Raw genomic sequence first — 20,651 nt, 5'->3', positions numbered from 1 at the left:
TTTTTAAAGAGCATTCTGCGAGGAACTTCGTGTTTCTCAGCAGCGCTGCGTTTTCAGCAGCAGAGAAGCGAGATTATGAACCGTGTTTCGCAGATCGTCAACAACTTTTTTCACTACATCGTTGCGACTGCGGGGCTCAACTTCCAGGCCAGCTGCGTGCTCCAAGACTCCAGCACACCACCAGCCCTGCTTCCCCTTCCGCGCCGCGTTTCCGTTAGCGCGAAAGAGGCGTGATTGTAGGCAGGCTCTTCGATCTGCGCAAGGGGTTTCTCAAAAAAATATAAGGCCCCGCACGCTGCAGCGTGCGGGGCCTTATATATAGAAGCAGCGGAGCCCGTCAGGCCGCACGCACCTGGCGCGCGACGATCTCCATATAGTGATCGAGATCCGGCGTCACCTTGCCCTCTTCCTTCGCCGTATCGTCCCAGCGGCGCAGACGCAGCGCGTCCTCCGCGAACGGGCGCTGCAGGAACGCCGCCGTCTCCTCTTCACTGAAGATACCGCCCTGCAGTGCGAGGCTGCGCACCGAGTCCGGCGACAGGCTTTCGAAGTAGCCCGCGTCCGTGCGACACAGGCAGCGTTTCGCGTCGACGTGCAGCCGGATCGGCTCCAGCACCGCGTCGGACAACAGCGGCCGCAGGAACGGCAGCACGTAATACTGATGCAGATCGTCGATCCCGCGCGCACTCGGCGTCTCGCCCTGGCGATTCAGCAGATGCCCGAGGTCGTGCAGGAACGCCGCCGCGACCAGCGCTTCGTCCGCCCCCGCCTCTTCCGCCAGCAATCCGCTCTGCAATGCATGCTCGAGCTGCGTGACAGGTTCACCGCTATAGGCCACATGGCCATGCTCGCGATACAGCCCGTGGATCTCTTCCACCGTCAATGCCATTCGTTCACTCCCAAGGCAGCGAAAACGTCTTCAGGTTCGTGAAGCTCTTCATCGCCTCCTGAACGCCTTCCTTGTAACCCAGCCCCGAATCCTTGATCCCGCCGAACGGCGACAGTTCGATCCGGTATCCGGGCACTTCCCATACATTCACCGTGCCGACGTTCAGTTCGTTCACGAACCGCACGACCGCCGCCGTGCTGTCCGTACATACGCCCGACGAGAGCCCGAACGCCGTCCCGTTGCTGATCCGGATCGCGTCGTCGATCGTGTCGAACGTGATCACCGGCGATACCGGGCCAAAGGTCTCCTCGCGCACGATCGTCATCGACGGGTCGACGTTGTCGAGCACGGTCGGCGAATACAGCGCGCCGCGCCGCACGTTACCGGTCAGCAGGCGCGCGCCCTGCGCGACCGCTTCTGCCACTCGCGCCTCGAACAGCCGCGCCGCTTCCTCGTCGATCACCGTGCCCATTTCGTTCGCGGGATCGAACGGGTCACCGTACTTCCATGCGCGCGTCTTCTCAACGAGCAACTCGGTGAACGCCGGCGCGATCGAGCGCTGTACCAGCATCCGCTTGACGGCCGTGCAGCGCTGGCCCGAATTCCGGTACGAACCGAGCACCGCCAGCGACGCCGCACGTTCGAGATCGGCATCGTCGAGGACGATCAGCGGATCGTTGCCGCCGAGTTCCAGCACGATGCGGCGGTAGCCGGCCCGCGCGGCAATCGCCTTGCCGATCGCCACGCCGCCCGTAAAGGTAATCAGCGACGCATGCGGGTGCGTGACGAGTTCGTCCGCGATCTCGCGCGGATCACCGGTCAGCACCTGCAGCATCGGCTCCGGCAGACCAGCTTCGTACAGCAGGTCGGCCAGGTAGAACGCCGACAGCGGCACCTTCTCCGACGGCTTCACGATCACGCGGTTGTTGGTCGCGATCGCCGGCGCGATCTTGTGCGCCACCTGGTTCATCGGATGATTGAACGGCGTGATCGCGACGATCACGCCGTCGAGCGGCTGTCGCTGCGAAAACACGCGGCGCGCCTTGCCGTGGGGCGTCAGGTCGCACGAGAAACTCTGCGCGTCGTCGCGCAGCGCCTCGACCGCCGCAAACTTCAACACGTCGGCAACGCGGCCGATCTCGTAGCGGGAGTCCTGTTTCGACAACCCCGATTCGAGCGTGATCAGGTCGGACGCTTCCTCGATGCGCTCGCGCAGCAGCGCGGCCGCACGCTCGAGTATCTGCGAACGCTCGTAACGCGTGAGCGTCGGCCGGTACGCCATCGCGTAGTCGAATGCCGCGCGCACGTCGTCGACGCTCGCCAGCGGCGCCGTCCCGACGCGCGTGCCCGTGTAAGGGTCCATCACGTCGAGCGTGCGTTCGCGCGTCGCGCGCGTGCCGCACCAGCGCAGCACCTCCGCGCGAAACGCCGGGTGATCGTGTCGGGGATGAGCCATCATGTCGCGATCCGGTTCAGCACGAAATCGAACACGTCGAAGTTGCGCGGGCGACGCGCGGGATCGATCGGCTCGATACGGCGATTGAACAGCAACGGTACTTCCTGCTCCGACACGCCGCCATGCGAACGCAGCGGCACCGTGAGGCCCGACAGATCGTGTTCGCGCTCGCGCGTGCCGAGCGTCATGTCGCGGCGGCCGATCACGACGAGATCGCCGATCCGGTCGGCCGGCAGGTCGAAACGTGCGGCAGCTTCCGCGTTGTCGAGCACGAGCTCGACGCCGTCGAGGCCGCCGACGCGCCACATCGCCTCGGCCCGGTCGACGCCCGGCGCCAGATAGATGGTCGCAAACGAGCCGAGCGCGCCGTGGTGTACGACGTACGGATCCGTGATCGGCAGGATCACGCGCGCAGCCTGCGCGCCGTACCAGCCGTCGAATGCGTCCTGCAGATAGATGACGTTCGGCCGCCCCGTCGCGGAATCGTGCTTCGCGTTCATCCCGTGATCGGCCGTCAGCCCGATCGCCCAGCCAAGCGCGTCGAGCTGCGCGAGATAGCCATCCATCATCGCGTAGAACGCGTTCGCGCCCGCACTGCCCGGCTCGCACTTGTGCTGCACGTAATCGGTGGTCGACAGGTACATCAGGTCGACCTGGCGCGTCTGCGCAAGCCGCACGCCGGCCGCGAACACGAATTCGGACAGCGCCGCGCTGTAGACGTCCGGCGACGGCAGGCCGACCCAGTCGAGCACGTCGACGATCCCGTTTTCCGCGAGATTCGCCTGCGCAGCCTTCTCGGCCGAAAAGCAGATGCCGTTCAGCTGCCACCCGAGCAGCCGGCGCAACTTGTCCTTCGCCGTCACGACGGCGACCCGCGCACCGGCGTCGGACGCCGCCGCGAGCAGCGTGCCGGCCCGCAGGTAGGCCGGGTCGTTCATCATGACTTCGGCACCGCGCCCGCCGTCGGCGGCCGGATCCCAGAAATAGTTGCCGCAGATCCCGTGGACCGACGGCGGCACGCCGCAGACGATCGACAGGTTGTTCGGGTTGGTGAAGGTCGGCACGACACAATCGGCGCGCCAGGCCGTGCCTTCCGCGATCATCCGGCCGATGAACGGTGCGACGCCCGCTTCCACCGCTCGTTCGAGATAGTCGTACTCGCAGCCGTCGACGCAGACGACGACGGTCGGCTCGACCGGCAGCCGGTAGTGCCGGCCGTTGACGTCGACGGAGCGGCCCGCGAGCCCCGTGGATGTGCCGGACGCCGACGCGTCACCGGGATGGCGCAATGCGAACGCGGCGTTCATGATGCCACCCGCTTGCCGCGCGGCACGCGCGCGGCGATCAGCAGCAGCGCCGCGAGCGACGCGCCGAGCATCAGCAGCGACAGCGCCGATGCCGGAAGGTAATAACCGCGCTCCACCTGGCCGATCACGACGATCGGTACGGTCGCAAAACCGGGCGGATAAACCGTCAGCGTCGCGCCGAGCTCGCCGAGCGACAGCGCGAAGCCGAGTGCGAGGCTCGCACGCAGCGCCGGCATGAGCTGCGGCAGCAGCACGCGGCGCAGCACCATCGCGGGCGGCGCACCGAGGCTCGCCGCCGCTTCGCGCAGCACGGTCAGTTCCGGACGCAGCGCGGCGGCCGCGCAGCGATAGCAGAACGGCAGGATCAACGCGAGCTGCACGAACACGACGATCGCCGCCGAGCTCGACAGGTCGACCGGCTTCTGGTGATACGCGATCAGCACCGCGAGCCCGAGCACGACGCTCGGCACGCCGTTCGGCACCATCACGAGCGCATCGACCACCGCGCCGAGGCCGCGACGGTCTCGCCCTTCAAGCGCCAGCGCGAGCCACAGCCCGAGGATCGTGCCGACCGCCGACACGCCGAAGCCGATTTCCAGGCTCGTCAGCAGCGCGTCATATTCCGGCGACCCGAGCCGCTCGAACCAGCGCAGGCTGTAGCCGGCCGGCAAAATCGTGCCCGACCACTGCGTCGACACGCTCGACAGCGCGACGACGATGACGGGCAACACGAACAGCCAGAAGCATGCGAATGCGGCCAGCGCGAGCGCCACGCGCGACGCATGCTTGAGCACCGTGTCGCCCCAGCCGATCTGGTGGCGCGGCACGGCTTGCCCGATACGGTATTCAGCGGACATCGTTCCCTCCCGTCGCACGCCGGTTCACCCGGCGATAAACCGCATACAGCGCCAGCGACAGCGCAAGCATCACGACCGCGCCGGCCGACGCGGTCGGCAGGTCGAGGTCGACGGTCGCGCTGCTGTAGATCGCAACCGGCAGCGTCACGAGGCGCGCACTGCCGAGCACCAGCAGAATCCCGAATTCGTTCAGCGTCAGCAGGAAGCACAGCACGGTGCCGGCAGCGATGCCCGGCCACGCGATCGGCAGCACGACGCGGCGGGCGAGCATCCAGCCGGACGCGCCGAGGCTGCGCGCGGCTTCGATCAGCCGCAGGTCGAGCGTCGCGAACGACGCGAGCGTCGGCCGCACGACGAACGGCGTATAGAACACGGTCTGCGCGAGGATCACGCCGCCGATGCCGAACAGGAAATCGAGCGGCGGATTCTCGAGATGGAACAGGTGCTGCAGCGCGATGCTGATCGAGCCTTGCGAGCCGTACAGGAAGATCAGCGTGAACGCGACGAGGAACGACGGGAACGCGACGTACAGCTCCAGGAAACGCGTGACGAGCGACGCGCCCGGAAACGGCTTGAAGAACAGCAGCGCGGCCAGCAGCACGCCGAGCACCGACGCGGTGCCGGCGCTCGCGAACAGCACGCCGAGTGTGGTCAGCAGCACGCTGCGCGTATCGGGGTTGCCGAAGAACGTGCGGTACGCGGCGAAACTCAGCCCGTGGTCGCCCGACACGCTCAGCAGCACGAGCCGCACCAGCGGATAGACGACGAGCGGGCCCAGCACGACGATCGCGAGCGCGGCCAGGTGCAGGTCGCCCATGCGCTTGCGGCGCCGCGCAGCGGCGGCGTGCGCGGCGGCCGACGCGAGCACGTGCGGCGGCAGGCCGGCTTCAGGGCTCGATAAGGACGACATCGTCTGCCTCGCAATGCAGGGAAACGCGCGCACCGCGCTCGGGAGCCGCACCGCGGCCGCGTTGCATCGTGACGCGCACGGGCTCGTCGGGCGCTGCATCGATCGTCACCGCGATCGACAGGTCAGCGCCCTGCCATTCGACGGACGACACCGTGCCGTGCAACCCGCCCGCGGCGGGCGGCATCAGGGTCAGGCGCTCGGGGCGCACGCAGGCAACCTTGCCGCGCACTTCGTGGCGCGGATCGCCGAGCGGGAAGATCACGTGCGGCGGCAGCAGGTTCGCCGGGCCGAGATAGCGTGCGACGTAGCCGTCCTGCGGCGCGTCGTACAGCTGCTGCGGCGTGCCGAGCTGCGCGATGTGGCCGTCGCGCATCAGCAGCGCGCGGTCGGACAGCACGAGCGCGTCGTCGCGGTCGTGCGTCACGCAGACGACGGTCAGGTTCGGCAGGCGCTCATGCAGCGCCTTCAGTTCGCTGCGCACCGATGCGCGCAGGTTGGCGTCGAGCGCCGACAGCGGCTCGTCGAGCAGCAGCACGTCCGGCTCGATCACGAGCGCACGCGCCAGCGCGACGCGCTGCTGCATCCCGCCCGACAGTTGCGCGGGCAGGTGATGGCCGGCATCGCCGAGTTGCACGAGCTTCAGCGCGTCCGCGACACGGCGCGTCACTTCCGACGACGCCATGCCGCGTGCGCGCAGCCCGAATGCGACGTTCTCGAACACCGTCAGGTGCGGGAACAGCGCGTAATTCTGGAACAGCAGACCGAGATTGCGCTTGTGCGGCGGCGCATAGGTCAGGTCACGTCCGGCAACGGTCAGCGTGCCGGTCAGGCCATCGGCCTTCACGAACCCGGCGATGAAGCGCAGCAGCGTGGTCTTGCCGCAGCCGCTCTTGCCGAGCACGGTCAGAAATTCACCGGCACCGATCGACAGCGACAGATCTTCCAGCACCGTGCGTGCGCCGTAGCGCACGCTCAGGTGTTCGATCTGCACGCCGCCCGGCGCGCCGGACCGCAACGTTGCTTGCGGTTCGGCGGCGCCGAATGCGCCGGGATGGGTCAGGGTGGTTTCCACCGGGTTCATCCTCTTGCTCACAAATACAGGCGGCGTGCGCCGATCACTTCGGCTTGACGACGTCGAGCTGCTTGCCCGAGCTGCCGATCACGTCCTTCTTCCAGCGCTCGATCCACACCGGCTTCTTCGCCATCACCTGGGTCCAGTCGACCGGGATCAGCTTCACGCCCGCGATCGCCTTCTTGACCGCTTCGCCGTTCTTGCCGGCCAGCGGCACGTCCGTGCGGCCCGGGATGCCGTACATGTCCGGCACCTTCGACTGCACTTCCGTCGACATCAGGTAATCGATCAGCTTCTTGCCGGCGTCCTGGTTCGGGCCGCTCTTGATCAGGCCGATGCCGTACGGGAGCTGGAACGTGGTCGGCTGGTCGCCTTCCTTCGCGGCCAGGAAGATCGGCTTGACGGACAGCGCGCCGTGTTCGGCATCGTCGAGGTCCATCTGCAGGTCGCCGTTCGCGACGCTGATTTCGTTACGCGACAGCAGCACGTTCAGGTAGCCCGTGCCCTTCGTGTGGAACTTCACGCTCTGCGACAGCTTCGCAAGGTAGTCGAACGCCTTGTCTTCACCCATCAGCGACGTCGTCAGGATCAGCACGGCCATCCCGTCGCCGGCGGTGGCCGGGTTCGAGTACGCGACCTTGCCCGCGTAGGCCGGCGACAGCAGGTCGGCGAACGTCTTCGGCTGGTTCTTCACGACGTCCGGGTTGATCGCGAACGAGAAGTAGTTGTTCACGAACGTCGCCCACGTGCCGTCTTCAGCCTTCGCGATGGCCGGCACGTTCTTGTAGTTCACGCTCTGGTACGGCTGCAGCAGGCCCATCTGGCCGGCTTGCTGGATGAACGGCGGCAGCGTGACGATCACGTCGGCCTTCGGGGAATTCTTCTCGATGTTCGCGCGGTTGACGACTTCACCGCTGCCCGCCGTCACGATGTTGACCTTGACGCCTTCCTTCTTCTCGAAGGCCGGCAGCACATCACGATAGAGGTTCTCGAGACCGTCTGCCGTATACAGCACGACCGCGCTCGCCGCATGTGCGGGCAGCGCGGCGCCCATCAGACCGGCGACGCTGGCAGCCAGCGCAAGCTTGCGGAACGCGCCGGCAGCGGCGCGCGAGGGTTTCTGCAGTGTCATCTGACTTCTCCGTAGGCGGAACACCAAATGGCCGGGGCACGATCCGGCTCTCCTGTTATCTCTGGGCAGGGCCGCTCGACGGCCTGCCTCGCCGCCGCGCTGAGGTTAGGTTTCGCGCGGCAAGCGAAGGATCACAGCGTTCGATGACAAACCCGTGACGAATGCGGCGATTTCCAAAAAATGACACATTTTGCCAATATCATGCAAGTCATTCAGAAATGCCGCACGGCGTTTCTTCCGACCTTTGCGAGGGAAAACCATGTCCGATCCGATTCTTCTTACGCCCGGCCCGCTCACCACGTCCGCCACAACCCGCCACGCAATGCAACATGACTGGGGCTCGTGGGATGCCGCTTTCAATCAACTGACAGCCAGCGTCTGCGCGGATCTCGTCGCGATCGCGCACAGCGGCGACGAGTACGTGTGCGTACCGATGCAGGGCAGCGGCACGTTCTCGGTCGAAGCCGCGCTCGGCACGCTGGTGCCGCGCGACGGCGTCGTGCTGGTGCCGGACAACGGCGCGTACTGCGCGCGCATCCTGAAGATCCTCGGCCGGCTCGGCATTGAAGCGATCGCGTTACCGTTCGGCGAGGACGCGGCCGTCGATCCGGCCGCGATCGAAGCCGCGTTCGCGCGCGAGCCGCGCATCACGCACGTCGCGCAGGTGCACCTGGAGACGAGCGCCGGCATCCTGAACCCGCTCGACGACATCGCCGCCGTGTGCCGGCGCCACGGCAAGCGGCTGATCGTCGATGCGATGAGTTCGTTCGGCGCGCTGCCGATCAAGCTGGCCGGCAGCGGCATCGATGCGCTGATCTCGGCGAGCGGCAAATGCCTCGAAGGCGTGCCGGGGATGGGGTTCGCGATCGTGCGGCGCGACGCGCTCGACGCGAGCGAAGGCAACTCGCCGTCGCTCGCGCTGGATCTCCACGACCAGTACGCGTACCTGCGCAAGACGGGCCAGTGGCGCTTCACGCCGCCGACGCACGTGATCGCCGCACTGCGCGCCGCACTCGATCAGTACCTCGCCGAAGGTGGCCAGCCGGCGCGCGGCGCGCGCTATGCGGACAACTGCCGGACGCTGGTCGAGTCGATGCACGCACTCGGCTTCACGCCGTTCCTCGATGCGAGCGTGCAGGCGCCCGTGATCGTCACGTTCCACGCGCCCGACCACCCGGCCTACGATTTCCGCCGCTTCTACGACGCGGTGCGCGACGCGGGCTTCATCCTGTATCCGGGCAAGCTCACGCAGCTCGAGACGTTCCGCGTCGGCTGCATCGGCGCAATCGACTCGAACGATATCCGCCGCGCGGTCGCCGCGATCGCGCAGGCGGTCGAATCGCTCGGCATCGCCGTGCAACGCGCATAAGCGCGGTACCACGCCAGCCGGCAGAGCCGCCGGCACGCGCAAAGAAAAAAGCCCGGCGGCCTTGCGGCTGCCGGGCTAACGCACAGGATCTGCGTGGAACAGGTGCTTACAGCTCGATCCGCTTGATGTCGCCGACGACGAAGATGTACGACGCCGCACCGATCAGCGCGATCACGCCGATGAACACGAGCGCACCGACGAACGACCCGGTCGATGCGACGATGAAGCCGACCACGAGCGGCGTGACGATCCCGGCGAGGTTCGCAGCGAAGTTGAAGATGCCGCCCGTGACGCCGAGCAGGCCGTCCGGCGCGATGTCCGACACGAGCGTCCAGCCGAGGGCGGCCATCCCTTGCGCGAAGAATGCGACCGACATGATCGCGATCACGGCCTCGTTGCTCTGCACGTAGTTCGCGAGAATGATCGTCGATGCGAGCAGCAGGCCCGCGATGATCGGCAGCTTGCGCGCGAGGTTCGCGGACTTGCCGCGACGCAGCAGCCAGTCGGAGAAAATCCCGCCGAACATCACGCCGACCGACGCGGCGATGAACGGCATCACCGCGAAGAAGCCGATCTTCAGCCAGCCCATGTGGCGCTCGGTGGCGAGGTAGGTCGGGAACCAGGTCAGGAAGAACACGAGCGTCGAGTTGCCGGCGAACTGGCCGAGGCAGATGCCCGCGAGCTGGCGCTTCTTCAGCAGCTTGCCGGCCATCGCCCAGCTGAACGACTTCTGCTCGCCCTTGGCGCCCTTGCCGCCTTTGTCACCGTCCTTGCGCACGCCGTGCACCAGGCCGCCGCCCGCCTCGATATAGGCCAGCTCCTCCGAATTCGCGCCCGGATGATTGCGCGGCTCGTAATAGAACTTCCACCAGACCAGGCCGAACACGATACCGACCGCCCCGACGACCCAGAACAGCGAGCGCCAGCCGAACGCACCCATCAGCGCGAACAGCACCGGGCTGAAGAACGCGAGGCCGATGTACTCGCCGACGGTGTAGGTACCCGTCGCCATCGCACGTTCGTTCTGCGGGAACCACGTCGCCACGACGCGGCTGTTGGTCGGGAAGCACGGTGCCTCCGCGACGCCGAGGCCGAGACGGCAGGCGAGCAGCGTCGCGACGCCGGGCACGAAGCCCTGCAGGAACGTGCACAGCGACCACAGCGTCATCGACCAGTAATAGGTGACCTTGCTGCCGAAACGGTCGAGAAAGAGGCCGCCCGGCACCTGCGCGGCCACGTACGTCCACGAAAACGCGGAAAACATGATGCCCATCACGGCCGCGTTGATGCCGAGCTCCTTGGTGAGCTGCGGCGCAGCCACCCCCAGCACGGTACGGTCGAGATAGTTGATCATCGTGCCGATCGCGAGCAGCGCGAGAATCTTGTAGCGCGCCGAAGTGCGCCGGACGGTGCCGGACGCCTGCGCCGGCGCGGCGCTCGTATGGGTGGTGTGCTGCATGGTTGTCTCCTGGTCTCTCTTTCTGGAAGGGGGTCAGCGCCCGACGAGCGACTGAAAGTGATCGAACATCCGCTCGTCGTCGGGCGTGCGTCCGGTGAAGATCTCGAACGCGTCGACGGCCTGGTAGACGGCCATCCCGCCACCCGGCAACGTGGCGCAGCCGGCCGCGCGCGCCGCGTGGATCAGTTCGGTTTCGAGCGGGAAGTACACGATGTCGGCCACCCACATCCCCGCGTGGAGCAGTTCGGCCGGCAGCGGCAGGCCCGGATGCTTGGCCATGCCGGTCGGCGTCGCGTGGATCAGGCCCGTCGCGGCGCGCATCGCGTCCGCGAGATCACCGCCCTGCACGACGCGTGCCGCGGGGAAGCGCTGCTGCAGTTCGGCCGCGAGCGCGGCGGCGCGCGTGCCGTCGACATCGAAAATCGTCAGTTCGGCCGCACCCATCTGCAGCGCCGCGTGCGCCACGGCCGCACCCGCGCCGCCCGCGCCGAGCTGGACGACGCGCTCGAGCGACGCGTCGGGCAACCCGCGGCGGAACGATTTAGCGAAACCCGACCAGTCGGTGTTGTGGCCGATCCGCTTGCCGTCCTTGAACAGCACGGTGTTCACCGCGCCGAGCGCACGCGCATCGTCCGACAATTCATCGAGGTGTTCGAGCACGCGCTGCTTGCACGGGTGCGTGATGTTCAGGCCGTTGTAGCCCATCCGCTGCGCGGTATCGAGCAGTTGCGGCAGTGCGTCGACGGTCACGCCGAGCGCATCGAGATCGATGCGCCGGTAGACATAGCCGAACCCCTGGCGGAATCCTTCTTCCTCATGCATCGCGGGCGACAGCGAGCCGCCGATGCCCTGGCCGATCAGGCCGATCAGAAACGACGGGCGGCTCATCGTGCGGCCCCCTGCGCGAACAGCGTCGCCAGACGCTGCAGCGCGAACACGTAGCCTTCGGTGCCGCAGCCGCAAATCACGGCTTCGGCGACCGCCGACACATAAGAATGGTGACGGAACGCTTCGCGGCGATGCACGTTCGAGATGTGCACTTCGATCACCGGCTTCGCGATCGCGGAAAGCGCGTCGGCAAGCGCGACCGACGTATGCGTATAGGCCGCCGGGTTGATCACGATGCCGTGCGTGTCGTGACGCGCGGCATGCAGCCAGTCGATCAGCTGGTGCTCGGCGTTCGACTGACGGAAGTCGATTTCCAGCCCGAGCCCCTCGGCCGCGGTGCGGCAGCGCTGCTCGACGTCGGCGAGCGTTTCCGCGCCGTAGATATGGGGCTCGCGCGTCCCCAACAGATTCAGGTTCGGGCCGTTCAGCACCAGCACCTTGTGCTTGCTCATGGTGATTCTGCTCCTAAAACAGGGGCGGACCGTGACCGGCATCGCCCCGAAAACATCGGAATTTGGCGCTAGTGTGCGCCTGCGAATGCGGACTGTCTTTTCGGGTTTTCGCTAATTTGTACCACCTAGTTAGTTTGTACAATACGCATCACTAGCCCAGTAAATTCGGGATATGGCGTTCGCCAGGAATTCAACGACTGGTTCATTCAGGGCCGGTTCGACCGGCGCCATACCCCGCTCATCCGCAGGATTCGCCCATGCAGCGCTCGATCGCCACCGTGTCACTGTCCGGCACGCTCGCCGAGAAACTCGCCGCCATCCAGGCCGCAGGCTTCGACGGCGTCGAAATCTTCGAAAACGACCTCGTCTACTTCGACGGATCGCCGGCCGACGTCCGGCGCATGGCCGCCGATCTCGGCCTCGACATCGTGCTGTTCCAGCCGTTTCGCGACTTCGAGGGCGTGAGCGCGGCCCAGCTCGCCCGCAACCTCGACCGGATCAAGCGCAAGTTCGACGTGATGCATGCGCTCGGCACCGACCGCATCCTGGTGTGCAGCAACGTGTCGGCCGACACGATCGCGGACGACGGGCTGCTCGTCGACCAGCTCGGCGCGCTCGCCGAAGCTGCGCGGCAGGCCGGCGTGGTCGCCGCGTACGAAGCGCTCGCGTGGGGCCGCGTCGTGAAGCGCTACGGCCATGCGTGGAAACTGGTGAATGCCGTGAACAGCCCGCACCTCGGCCTCGCGCTCGACAGCTTCCACACGCTGTCGCTCGACGATTCGCCGGACGCGATCGCCGACATCCCCGGCGACCGGATCGCGTTCGTGCAGATCGCCGATGCGCCGAAGCTCGCGATGGACGTGCTCGAATGGAGCCGCCATTACCGCTCGTTCCCGGGCCAGGGCGACTTCGACCTCGCGCGCTTCACCGCGCGCGTGATCGAGTCCGGCTATACGGGGCCGCTGTCGCTCGAGATCTTCAACGACGGCTTCCGCGCGGCGCCGACCGCGATCACGGCCGCCGACGGCCATCGCTCGCTGCTCTATCTGGAGGAGCTGACACGCGACCGGCTCGCGCAGGACGGCCGTGCGCCGGCCGCCAGCCAGCCGCTGTTCGCGCCGCCGGCGCCGCCCGCGCACGTCGGGTTCCAGTTCATCGAATTCGCGGTCGACGCGCAGGCGGCGGCGACCGTGGGCGAATGGCTCGGGCGGATGCGCTTCCGGCTCGCGGGCCGGCATCGTTCAAAAGACGTGACGCTGTTCCAACACGGCGCCGCGTCGATCGTGCTGAACGCGGAGCGCGACTCGTTCGCCGATGCGTTCTTCCAGCAGCACGGGCTGTCGCTGTGTGCATCGGCATTCCGCGTCGACGACGCGAAAGTGGCATTCGAGCGCGCGGCCGGCTTCGGCTATGCGCCGTTCTCCGGCCGCGTCGGGCCGAACGAGCGCGTGCTGCCGAGCGTGCAGGCGCCGGACGGCAGCCTCGAGTACTTCGTCGACGAAGCGCCGAACGCGCCGACGCTGTACGAATCGGACTTCGTGCTGACCGACATCGACGGCCCGAGCGAAGTCGGCCCGCTGACGGGTATCGACCACGTGTGCCTCGCGCTGCCGGCCGACGCGCTCGATACGTGGATCCTGTTCTTCAAGACAGCGTTCGGCTTCGAGGCCGAGCGCAGCTGGCTCGTGCCCGACCCGTACGGGCTGATGCGCAGCCGCGCAGTGCGCAGCGCCGACGGTTCGGTGCGGATAGCGCTGAACGCGTCGGTCGACCGGCACACGGCGGTCGCCGAATCACTCGATCGCTACCACGGCACGGGGCTGAACCACGTCGCGTTCCGCACGGACGACATCGTGAAGACGATCGCCGCGTTCGCGGCCGACGGCATTCCGTTCCTGCGCATTCCGCCGAACTACTACGACGATCTCGCCGCACGCTACGCGCTGCCGGACGAGCTGATCGACACGCTGAGCACGCATCACCTGCTGTACGACCGCGACGAGAACGGCGGCGAATTCCTGCACGCGTATACAGAACTGGTCGACAACCGCTTCTCGCTCGAAATCGTCGAGCGGCGCGGCGGATATGACGGCTACGGCGCGACGAACGCGGCCGTGCGGCTCGCCGCACAGGCGCAGCGGAGAAAATAAGGGAAGGAAGCTGACAGGGATTAAGGGGGCGAATCAAATGCGCGGGCCCGCGGCTGATCCAAAGGGCCACATCCCACGCGCACCATCGTGGTGAATCGCGCGGCCGCGCACCCGCCCGCGCGGCTCGCCGCGATCGGGCCGGAAACCGCGTTCCGTATGGCGTTACATCCGGTAACCCGTACCGCAGCGCAGCATTCCGTCGCCCGCCGTGGTTTTAAGAATCGCTTAAGTCTTCGACGGCACCATCCGCAACCAGTACCCGATGGATATCTCGAAAAGGAGGAAAGCGATGAGCGCCGTAGAAGCACCCGCGGGCCGCCAGGCCGCGCCCCCTGCAAAGAAGACGATGCTGCGCCGCCTGCTCAGTCATCATGAAATCGCGACGCTGCTCGTGCTGCTGCACGCACCGATCGGCGCGAACGCGAAACCCGAACTGCCTGCGCTGCAGGAAGCCGGTCTCGTCGAGATGGTCAAGCTCGACGCCGATACGGCACCCAGCTTCCGGCTGACCGAAGACGGCACCGCCGTCCTGAAAGGGCTCGGCTACCGCTGAGCCGCCGTTTTCACCCCTTTCCCGTTTTCCCGCAGCACCCCGATCCCAGCGACTCGCCGGCCCTTTCGGCGTGTCGCGTCACCCTGCCCGCTCCTGCAGCATCAACCGGTATTCCGTCGGCGTCACGCCGACCGTCGCCTTGAACTGGCGCGTGAACGCGCTGTGATCCGTATAGCCGCATAGCGCCGCGACGTCGGTCACCTTGTCGTGCGTGACGAGCAGCGCGGTGGCCGCATCGAGCCGCGTCTTCAGCAGCACCTGGCGCGGCGTCAGGTGAAACACCTTGTGGAAGTAGCGTTCGAGCTGCGCGACCGACATCCCGGCCATTTGCGCGAGCTGCTTCAGGTTCAGCGGCTGCACGAAGTGATCCTGGATGTGCTGGACCACGTCGGCGAGCCGGCTGTACGCCGGGTGCGATCCCTCGTGTGCCTTCAGGTCGCGCGAGATGCCCGCGAGGCCGACCACCCTGCCCGCGGCGTCGCGCAACGGCTCCTTGCAGGTCAGGCACCAGCCCGGCTGGCGGCCCGGATACAGGTGCAGCTCGAGCTGGTCCATCAGTTGCTGGCCGGCGTTGATCGTCGCCATGTCCTGCTCGAAATAGCTGCGGCCGAAGCGGCGCGGAAACACTTCGTCGGCCGTCTTGCCGAGCAGGTCGCGCTTGTCCTTGTAGCCGCAGCGCATCGCCAGCGTGCGATTGACGATCGCGTAGCGGCCGCTCGCATCCTTCACGAAGAACGCGACGTCCGGCAGCGCATCGAACACCGGTTCGAGCAGGCGGAAGTGCACAAGCATCGCGCCGAGATCGGCGTTGTCGGGCTGGTAGCGCAACGGTTCGGACAGGCTCATGGGCGGTACGGCAAGCAAGGTCGTCATCCCGGCAACCGCAATGCGAGTGGCAGATGGCGTCGATTATAGAAGCGCCCCCTCGATCGCGTCGCGCCGATCGCAAAGGCGGGCAAGTTGGCGGTAGCCGTCGCATCGCGCCGCCGATCGGCCGGCATCGACATGCGACATACGTTGCGTGCGCAACCACCGCGCCGAGCGTGCTGCGGCCGGGCGCGAATCGGCTTGCGTCAACGCTACAGCCGCGCATGCGCCGATGCCGACATGCCGTGAGCGCACGGGCTCGGCGGCGCACCCGCACTACGCGCCCGAACTCGCCAGCATAAAAATGCGGACGTGCAGCGTCTTGGCGCGTTTGCGCATTCGGCATGACGATTTCGGCACATATCAGGGTTATCGACGATATGCCGATATCGTCGCCGGCTGCGCATCGAACGCGCAAGACGCACGCATTTTCGCTAACTAGACTTCGCTTCACGGTCACGAGACGACCTTCCGCCGCGGCAGCAATCGGCGTGCACGGCCTGCGGCATCGGCCACCACGCGCGCCGATTCCGGCACAGCCCGGGCAGCACGCGGCAAGCACGCACGGCCCGCGCATCGGCCTGCCGACCGAACCGTCTCGCCCGGTTTACCGGCGCCGGCCCGTCAGCCGGCGGCGGCCCAACCACGCCATCAAGGGGAAGTGAAAGTGAAGCTGAAGGTATCGCACGTCGCGCTGGCCGCTGCCTGCGCACTGTCGGGCGCGCACGCCATTGCCGCCGACGTCGTCAAGATCGGTTTCGCCGCACCGCTGACCGGCCCGCAGTCGAATTACGGCACGGACATGCAGAAGGGCGTGCAGCTCGCGATCGCCGATTTCAACGCGACGCGTCCGACGATCGGCGGCAAGCCCGTCACGTTCCAGCTCGATTCGCAGGACGACCAGGCCGACCCGCGCACGGGCACGACCGTCGCGCAGCGGCTGATCGACGACAACGTCCGCGGGATCATCGGACACTTCAACTCGGGCACGAGCATTCCGGCGTCCGACCTGTACGATCGCGCGGGGCTGCCGCAGATCTCGATGGCCACGTCGCCGCAATACACGGCGCGCGGCTACAAAACGACCTACCGGCTGCTGACGAGCGACGCGCAGGCGGGCCGCATCGTAGGCACGTACGCGGTGAAGACGCTGCGCTTCAAGCGCATCGCGATCATCGACGATCGCACGGCCTACGGCCAGGGCATCGCCGACGAATTCGCGAAGGCCGTCGAGGCGGCGGGCGGCACGATCATCAAGCGCGACTTCACGAACGACAAGGCGCTCGATTTCTCCGCGATCCTGACCAACCTCAAGGGCATGAACCCGGACGCAATCTTCTACGGCGGCGGCGACGCGCAATCGTCGCCGATGATTCGCAAGATGCGCCAGCTCGGGATGAAGTCGGCGTTCGTGACGGGCGAGATGTCGCGCTCGCCGACGTTCCTGAAGGTCGGCGGCGACGCGGCCGAAGGCGCGATCGTCTACATGGGCGGGCTGCCGAAGGAGAAGATGCCCGGCTTCTCCGGCTACGCGGCGCGCTACAAGGCGCGCTTCAACGAAGACGTGATCACCTACTCGCCGTACGCGTATGACGGCACGATCGCGCTGCTCACCGCGATGAAGGACGCGAACTCGACCGACCCGAAGGTGTACACGCCGTATCTCGGCAAGGTGTCGGTCAAGGGCGTGTCGGCCCCCAGCATCGCGTACGACACGAAGGGCGACCTGAAGGATGCGCCGGTGACGATCTACAAGGTCGAGCACGGCGCGTTCAAGCCGGTCGATACGATCGCCGGCAACTGATACGCGAGACCCTGCCCCGCGCGGCGCGTCAGCGGCTCACCGGCCGCCCGCGCCGCGCGCGCTTTTGCCCCGGCTTCGGCTTCGCGGTCCGAAGCGATCCTCGGCGCGCACCCGCGCGCACGCATTTCGCGCTCCTGTAGAATCCCCCAACCCGCTTTGACGCTTCGTCTCCGCCGCGCCCCATCCCGGTGCGGCGGTGCGTGTTTCGTGCCTCACCCGGCACGCGGCACGCTTCGACGATGCAAGCCGCGCCTTGTCAGTCCATGCCGATAGCGGGCCCTGGAGACGCAGCACCGACAACAACATTCGAAAACCGATCGTCCTGACCATGCAAGCTTCCGAATTGAGCGGCGTGCCTCGCGCCGCCGAACGCGCGCTCACGCGCAGCGACTACAAGACCCTTGGCCTTGCCGCACTCGGCGGCGCCCTCGAGTTCTACGACTTCATCATCTTCGTGTTCTTCGCGCCGGCGATTGGGCAACTGTTCTTCCCGCACGACATTCCCGACTGGCTGCGCCAGCTTCAGACGTTCGGCATCTTCGCGGCCGGCTATCTCGCGCGCCCGCTCGGCGGCGTGATCATGGCGCACTTCGGCGACCTGTTCGGCCGCAAGCGGATGTTCACGCTGAGCGTGCTGATGATGTCCGTGCCGACGCTGCTGATGGGCCTGCTGCCGACCTACGACACGATCGGCATCCTCGCGCCGGTATTGCTGCTGCTGTTCCGCGTGCTGCAAGGCGCGGCAGTCGGCGGCGAAGTGCCGGGCGCGTGGGTGTTCGTGTCCGAGCACGTGCCGTCGCGTCACATCGGCTACGCATGCGGCACGCTGACCGCGGGCCTGACGGCCGGCATCCTGCTCGGCTCGCTCGTCGCCGCCGGCATCAACAGCCGTTACTCGACCGCCGAAGTCGGCGCGTTCGCGTGGCGCATCCCGTTCCTGCTCGGCGGCGTGTTCGGCCTGTTCTCCGTGTACCTGCGCCGCTGGCTGCATGAGACACCGGTGTTCGCCGAGATGAAGGCGAAGAAGGCGCTCGCGGCCGAGATTCCGCTGAAGGCCGTGCTGCGCGACCACGGCCGCGCGGTGATCGTGTCGATGCTGCTCACGTGGATGCTGTCGGCCGCGATCGTCGTCGTGATCCTGATGACGCCCGCGCTGCTGCAGAAGCAGTTCCACCTGACGCCCGCGACGACGCTGTTCGCGAACAGCGTCGCGACGCTGTGCCTGACGGCCGGCTGCATCACCGCAGGTTCGCTCGCGGGCTGGATCGGCGCGAAACGCGTGCTCGGCATCGGCGGCATCGGGCTGGCCGCGTGCTACTACCTGCTGTTCGCGCAGGTCGCGCTCGACACGTCGACGCTGCCGCTCTACTACGGGATCGCGGGCTTCATGGTCGGCACGATCGGCGCGGTGCCGTTCGTGATGGTCAAGAGCTTCCCGGCCGTCGTGCGCTTCTCGGGCATCTCGTTCTCGTACAACGTCGCGTATGCGATCTTCGGCGGCCTTACGCCGGTGATCGTGTCGCTGATGATGAAGTCGAATCCGCTCGCGCCGGTGGTGTACGTCGCCGTGATCTGCGTACTCGGCGCGATCGCCGTGCAGTTCTCGAAGGATGCGAAGGACGTGAAGGCCACGCACTGAACGCCGGCGCGTACGCGCGCTCCATGAACAAAGGGCCGAATCCCGCGGGATTCGGCCCTTTTGTTTTGCTTCAGCGCAACCGCAACGGCGGCGCGCGCGTGTGCGATCAGCGCAGGCTGCCGTACGTCGTGCTCGGCCGGCGCAGGCCGTCGATGCTCGCGCCGCCGGCGCCCGTGACGTACAGCAGCAGGAAACCGCCGGCGATCGCGATGTTCTTCCAGAAATGGATCACCATGTCGTGCTGGACCGCGGCGTCCGTCGCGTCCCAGAAATTGTGCCCGACCATCGCGGTCGCGACCGTATAGAACGCCATCAGCAGTGCGAGCGGTTTCACCTTGTAGCCGACGATCAGCAGCAACCCGCCGAGCCCCTCGATCGCGACGACGACCGGCCCGATCACCTGCGGATACGGCACGTTCAGCCCATGCCGGTAACCGATGAAATCGCCGTAGCCGAGCAGCTTCATCACACCGCCCCACAGGAACAGCGCCGCCAGCGCCAGGCGCGCGAAAAAAATGACGCCGGAATCGACGGAACGCGTCATGCCTCTCTCCTCGTATGCAATTCGGCCGTCCGCGCGGGGCACGCCCGGGCGGTTCGGTGCCGCGCGACCCTGCGGGGCCCGCGGCAGATGGGCCAGCATAGACAGAGTTTCGGCCGTGTCCAAGAAAAAGGTTGTAGCAAATCTTTACACGGCGGCGGCCGCGCGGCCCGAAGGCGGCGGGATGAAAAAGGCGTTTAGCCTGCGTCGCTCAACAACACGCCCTTCTTGAAGATGAAGCAGCCGTAGCCGCGCAGCTCACCGGTGACGATCACCGCGTAGGCCTGCTGCGCGCGCTCGTAGAACGCGAACCGATCGACGCCCGTAAGCGGCACCGCGCGCCCTTCCGCGCGGTCGATCTCGGCCTGCACTTCGCGCTGCACGGGCGGCACCGCCGCCGCATCGCCGACGACTTCCATCCGCCATGCGGGCGTGTCGACGAACGTGTCGAGCGGCAGCACGGACAGCACCGCGCGCACGACGCGCGCCGAATCGGCGCCGTCGATCCGCAACGCGCGGCCGACCACCGTGTGCTCCGCAACGGATTCCGCCGGGAAATTCGCATCGCAGATCGCGATTTCGTCACCGTGGCCCATCGCGCGCAGCGTGTGCAGGATGTCGGCGTGCAGCAGCGGGTCGAGATTCTTCAGCATGTCGGCTAGTCTCCGGGATCAGGAACAAACCGCATAACGTTACCCGATCCCGGTGGCCGCTGCGCATGCATCGCTCGCGTCACGACGCCGCGGCCGGCATTTCGTCGATGAAACCCGTGACCGACGCGAGGCGGCCCGACGCGTCGACAGTGCCGAAGTCCGAACCCTTCACGATCGCCGCGCCGTCGGGCGACACGAGCGCCCACGAGAACCGCAGGTGCTGGCCGAAGCCGTCGACGTCGGTCGTGCGGTGGAAGCGGAACGCGGGGAAGCGCTCCTGCACGGCCGCGATCATCGCGTCGATGCCCGCGTGGCCGTCGCCGGCCATCAGCGGATCGCGATAGGCCGCATCGCTCGCGTAGGTCGCATCGATCAGTGCACGGCGGCGTGCGACGTCGGGTTCGTTCCATGCGTCGAAATAACGGTCGATCAGGTCAGCGTGAACGGACGAAGCGGATTGGGCGGTGTTCATGGCGAGGCTCCTTGCGTCGATGAGAGGACGATGTCGCGAACGTGGCGTGTTTCGGTTCCGTATTCGCGTGCAGTCATCGTCGCCGGCCTCGCGCGGGCGGTCGATTACGTGCGGGGTAAGGAAATCGCGCCGGTCGCTTCGAGCCCGTGGCCGCTCCGCACGCCGCACATGACCCGCCATG

20 protein-coding genes are annotated in these 20,651 nt (G+C 66.9%); 6 read left to right on the top strand and 14 right to left on the bottom strand.

Going from position 1 to position 20,651, the window contains the following annotated elements; all coding sequences use genetic code 11:
• The coding region (locus tag BCO18175_RS24305) for a hypothetical protein (protein WP_217483925.1) at positions 1-234 on the top strand (234 nt) is incomplete at its 5' end.
• Positions 235-337: 103 nt separating this feature from the next.
• Here BCO18175_RS24305 and BCO18175_RS24300 read toward each other — a convergent pair.
• The 7 genes from BCO18175_RS24300 to phnS are packed head-to-tail and all read right to left on the bottom strand — an operon-like array spanning position 338 to position 7,623.
• A complete protein-coding gene (locus BCO18175_RS24300) occupies positions 338-889 on the bottom strand; it encodes a phosphonate degradation HD-domain oxygenase (protein ID WP_174984846.1) in 552 nt (183 codons plus the stop codon).
• A 4-nt stretch (positions 890-893) separates the two neighbouring features.
• The gene (gene phnY / locus BCO18175_RS24295) at positions 894-2,348 is read right to left on the bottom strand and encodes a phosphonoacetaldehyde dehydrogenase (protein ID WP_174984843.1); all 1,455 of its coding nucleotides are present in this window, start codon (positions 2,346-2,348) and stop codon (positions 894-896) included.
• The gene (phnA, locus tag BCO18175_RS24290; protein WP_174984841.1) at positions 2,345-3,652 is read right to left on the bottom strand and encodes a phosphonoacetate hydrolase; all 1,308 of its coding nucleotides are present in this window, start codon (positions 3,650-3,652) and stop codon (positions 2,345-2,347) included. The genes phnY and phnA overlap by 4 nt, the downstream gene beginning before the upstream one ends.
• The gene (phnV, locus tag BCO18175_RS24285; RefSeq protein ID WP_174984838.1) at positions 3,649-4,509 is read right to left on the bottom strand and encodes a 2-aminoethylphosphonate ABC transport system, membrane component PhnV; all 861 of its coding nucleotides are present in this window, start codon (positions 4,507-4,509) and stop codon (positions 3,649-3,651) included. Before phnV ends, phnA begins: the two co-directional genes overlap by 4 nt.
• Positions 4,499-5,419, bottom strand: a complete 921-nt coding sequence (gene phnU, locus BCO18175_RS24280; RefSeq protein WP_174971026.1) for a 2-aminoethylphosphonate ABC transporter permease subunit — start codon at positions 5,417-5,419, stop codon at positions 4,499-4,501. The genes phnV and phnU overlap by 11 nt, the downstream gene beginning before the upstream one ends.
• The gene (gene phnT, locus BCO18175_RS24275; RefSeq protein WP_011353963.1) at positions 5,397-6,500 is read right to left on the bottom strand and encodes a 2-aminoethylphosphonate ABC transport system ATP-binding subunit PhnT; all 1,104 of its coding nucleotides are present in this window, start codon (positions 6,498-6,500) and stop codon (positions 5,397-5,399) included. Before phnT ends, phnU begins: the two co-directional genes overlap by 23 nt.
• A gap of 34 nt (positions 6,501-6,534) precedes the next feature.
• Positions 6,535-7,623 (bottom strand): 2-aminoethylphosphonate ABC transporter substrate-binding protein, encoded by a 1,089-nt coding sequence (gene phnS, locus BCO18175_RS24270; protein ID WP_174942176.1) that lies wholly within the window; start codon positions 7,621-7,623, stop codon positions 6,535-6,537.
• Positions 7,624-7,882: 259 nt separating this feature from the next.
• Here phnS and BCO18175_RS24265 point away from each other — a divergent pair, with 259 nt between their 5' ends.
• A complete protein-coding gene (locus BCO18175_RS24265; protein ID WP_174984835.1) occupies positions 7,883-8,992 on the top strand; it encodes a 2-aminoethylphosphonate--pyruvate transaminase in 1,110 nt (369 codons plus the stop codon).
• Between the two features lie 106 nt (positions 8,993-9,098).
• Here BCO18175_RS24265 and BCO18175_RS24260 read toward each other — a convergent pair whose 3' ends face one another.
• From BCO18175_RS24260 to aroQ, 3 genes are read right to left on the bottom strand one after another with little or no spacing between them, the layout of a single operon-like run.
• The gene (locus BCO18175_RS24260; RefSeq protein ID WP_122948063.1) at positions 9,099-10,451 is read right to left on the bottom strand and encodes an MFS transporter; all 1,353 of its coding nucleotides are present in this window, start codon (positions 10,449-10,451) and stop codon (positions 9,099-9,101) included.
• A gap of 33 nt (positions 10,452-10,484) precedes the next feature.
• Positions 10,485-11,339, bottom strand: coding sequence for a shikimate dehydrogenase (locus tag BCO18175_RS24255; protein WP_174971037.1), 855 nt, complete (start codon positions 11,337-11,339; stop codon positions 10,485-10,487).
• Positions 11,336-11,791 (bottom strand): type II 3-dehydroquinate dehydratase, encoded by a 456-nt coding sequence (aroQ, locus tag BCO18175_RS24250; RefSeq protein WP_043180853.1) that lies wholly within the window; start codon positions 11,789-11,791, stop codon positions 11,336-11,338. The genes BCO18175_RS24255 and aroQ overlap by 4 nt, the downstream gene beginning before the upstream one ends.
• Positions 11,792-12,048: 257 nt before the next feature.
• On the opposite strand from aroQ, the gene BCO18175_RS24245 reads away from it, so the two are divergent.
• A complete protein-coding gene (locus BCO18175_RS24245; RefSeq protein WP_174971040.1) occupies positions 12,049-13,941 on the top strand; it encodes a bifunctional sugar phosphate isomerase/epimerase/4-hydroxyphenylpyruvate dioxygenase family protein in 1,893 nt (630 codons plus the stop codon).
• 289 nt (positions 13,942-14,230) lie between these two features.
• Positions 14,231-14,494, top strand: coding sequence for a hypothetical protein (locus tag BCO18175_RS24240; protein WP_174933418.1), 264 nt, complete (start codon positions 14,231-14,233; stop codon positions 14,492-14,494).
• 78 nt (positions 14,495-14,572) lie between these two features.
• Here the strand turns inward: BCO18175_RS24240 and BCO18175_RS24235 are convergent, their stop codons facing one another.
• The gene (locus BCO18175_RS24235; protein WP_174984832.1) at positions 14,573-15,367 is read right to left on the bottom strand and encodes an AraC family transcriptional regulator; all 795 of its coding nucleotides are present in this window, start codon (positions 15,365-15,367) and stop codon (positions 14,573-14,575) included.
• 661 nt (positions 15,368-16,028) lie between these two features.
• Between BCO18175_RS24235 and BCO18175_RS24230 the strand changes: the two genes are divergently transcribed.
• Together BCO18175_RS24230 and BCO18175_RS24225 are read left to right on the top strand one after the other, a co-directional pair.
• Positions 16,029-17,165 carry a branched-chain amino acid ABC transporter substrate-binding protein gene (locus tag BCO18175_RS24230; RefSeq protein ID WP_089462019.1) on the top strand — a complete coding sequence of 379 codons (1,137 nt, stop codon included), beginning with the start codon at positions 16,029-16,031 and terminating at the stop codon, positions 17,163-17,165.
• Positions 17,166-17,493: 328 nt separating this feature from the next.
• Positions 17,494-18,804: an MFS transporter gene (locus BCO18175_RS24225; protein ID WP_174984829.1), complete on the top strand. Its 1,311-nt coding sequence runs from the start codon at positions 17,494-17,496 to the stop codon at positions 18,802-18,804.
• Between the two features lie 106 nt (positions 18,805-18,910).
• Here the strand turns inward: BCO18175_RS24225 and BCO18175_RS24220 are convergent, their stop codons facing one another.
• The 3 genes from BCO18175_RS24220 to BCO18175_RS24210 all read right to left on the bottom strand — a co-directional run bounded on the left by BCO18175_RS24220 (position 18,911) and on the right by BCO18175_RS24210 (position 20,470).
• Positions 18,911-19,348, bottom strand: a complete 438-nt coding sequence (locus BCO18175_RS24220) for a DoxX family protein (protein WP_174984826.1) — start codon at positions 19,346-19,348, stop codon at positions 18,911-18,913.
• Between the two features lie 194 nt (positions 19,349-19,542).
• Positions 19,543-19,998 carry an RbsD/FucU family protein gene (locus BCO18175_RS24215; RefSeq protein WP_069252540.1) on the bottom strand — a complete coding sequence of 152 codons (456 nt, stop codon included), beginning with the start codon at positions 19,996-19,998 and terminating at the stop codon, positions 19,543-19,545.
• A gap of 79 nt (positions 19,999-20,077) precedes the next feature.
• A complete protein-coding gene (locus BCO18175_RS24210) occupies positions 20,078-20,470 on the bottom strand; it encodes a nuclear transport factor 2 family protein (RefSeq protein ID WP_174916266.1) in 393 nt (130 codons plus the stop codon).
• Positions 20,471-20,651: the final 181 nt, after the last annotated feature.

The organism is Burkholderia lata (assembly GCF_902499335.1).
In the GTDB taxonomy this organism is placed as follows: Bacteria; Pseudomonadota; Gammaproteobacteria; order Burkholderiales; family Burkholderiaceae; genus Burkholderia; species Burkholderia lata_B.
This window is presented reverse-complemented; position numbering and strand designations above follow the sequence as displayed.

Bases quoted from the DNA above. Each gene is read 5' to 3' on its own strand.
- BCO18175_RS24300 (WP_174984846.1), bottom strand. From the start codon at position 889: ATGGCATTGACGGTGGAAGAGATCCACGGGCTGTATCGCGAGCATGGC.
- phnY (WP_174984843.1), bottom strand. From the start codon at position 2,348: ATGATGGCTCATCCCCGACACGATCACCCGGCGTTTCGCGCGGAGGTG.
- phnA (WP_174984841.1), bottom strand. From the start codon at position 3,652: ATGAACGCCGCGTTCGCATTGCGCCATCCCGGTGACGCGTCGGCGTCC.
- phnV (WP_174984838.1), bottom strand. From the start codon at position 4,509: ATGTCCGCTGAATACCGTATCGGGCAAGCCGTGCCGCGCCACCAGATC.
- phnU (WP_174971026.1), bottom strand. From the start codon at position 5,419: ATGTCGTCCTTATCGAGCCCTGAAGCCGGCCTGCCGCCGCACGTGCTC.
- phnT (WP_011353963.1), bottom strand. From the start codon at position 6,500: ATGAACCCGGTGGAAACCACCCTGACCCATCCCGGCGCATTCGGCGCC.
- phnS (WP_174942176.1), bottom strand. From the start codon at position 7,623: ATGACACTGCAGAAACCCTCGCGCGCCGCTGCCGGCGCGTTCCGCAAG.
- BCO18175_RS24265 (WP_174984835.1), top strand. From the start codon at position 7,883: ATGTCCGATCCGATTCTTCTTACGCCCGGCCCGCTCACCACGTCCGCC.
- BCO18175_RS24260 (WP_122948063.1), bottom strand. From the start codon at position 10,451: ATGCAGCACACCACCCATACGAGCGCCGCGCCGGCGCAGGCGTCCGGC.
- BCO18175_RS24255 (WP_174971037.1), bottom strand. From the start codon at position 11,339: ATGAGCCGCCCGTCGTTTCTGATCGGCCTGATCGGCCAGGGCATCGGC.
- aroQ (WP_043180853.1), bottom strand. From the start codon at position 11,791: ATGAGCAAGCACAAGGTGCTGGTGCTGAACGGCCCGAACCTGAATCTG.
- BCO18175_RS24245 (WP_174971040.1), top strand. From the start codon at position 12,049: ATGCAGCGCTCGATCGCCACCGTGTCACTGTCCGGCACGCTCGCCGAG.
- BCO18175_RS24240 (WP_174933418.1), top strand. From the start codon at position 14,231: ATGAGCGCCGTAGAAGCACCCGCGGGCCGCCAGGCCGCGCCCCCTGCA.
- BCO18175_RS24235 (WP_174984832.1), bottom strand. From the start codon at position 15,367: ATGACGACCTTGCTTGCCGTACCGCCCATGAGCCTGTCCGAACCGTTG.
- BCO18175_RS24225 (WP_174984829.1), top strand. From the start codon at position 17,494: ATGCAAGCTTCCGAATTGAGCGGCGTGCCTCGCGCCGCCGAACGCGCG.
- BCO18175_RS24220 (WP_174984826.1), bottom strand. From the start codon at position 19,348: ATGACGCGTTCCGTCGATTCCGGCGTCATTTTTTTCGCGCGCCTGGCG.
- BCO18175_RS24215 (WP_069252540.1), bottom strand. From the start codon at position 19,998: ATGCTGAAGAATCTCGACCCGCTGCTGCACGCCGACATCCTGCACACG.
- BCO18175_RS24210 (WP_174916266.1), bottom strand. From the start codon at position 20,470: ATGAACACCGCCCAATCCGCTTCGTCCGTTCACGCTGACCTGATCGAC.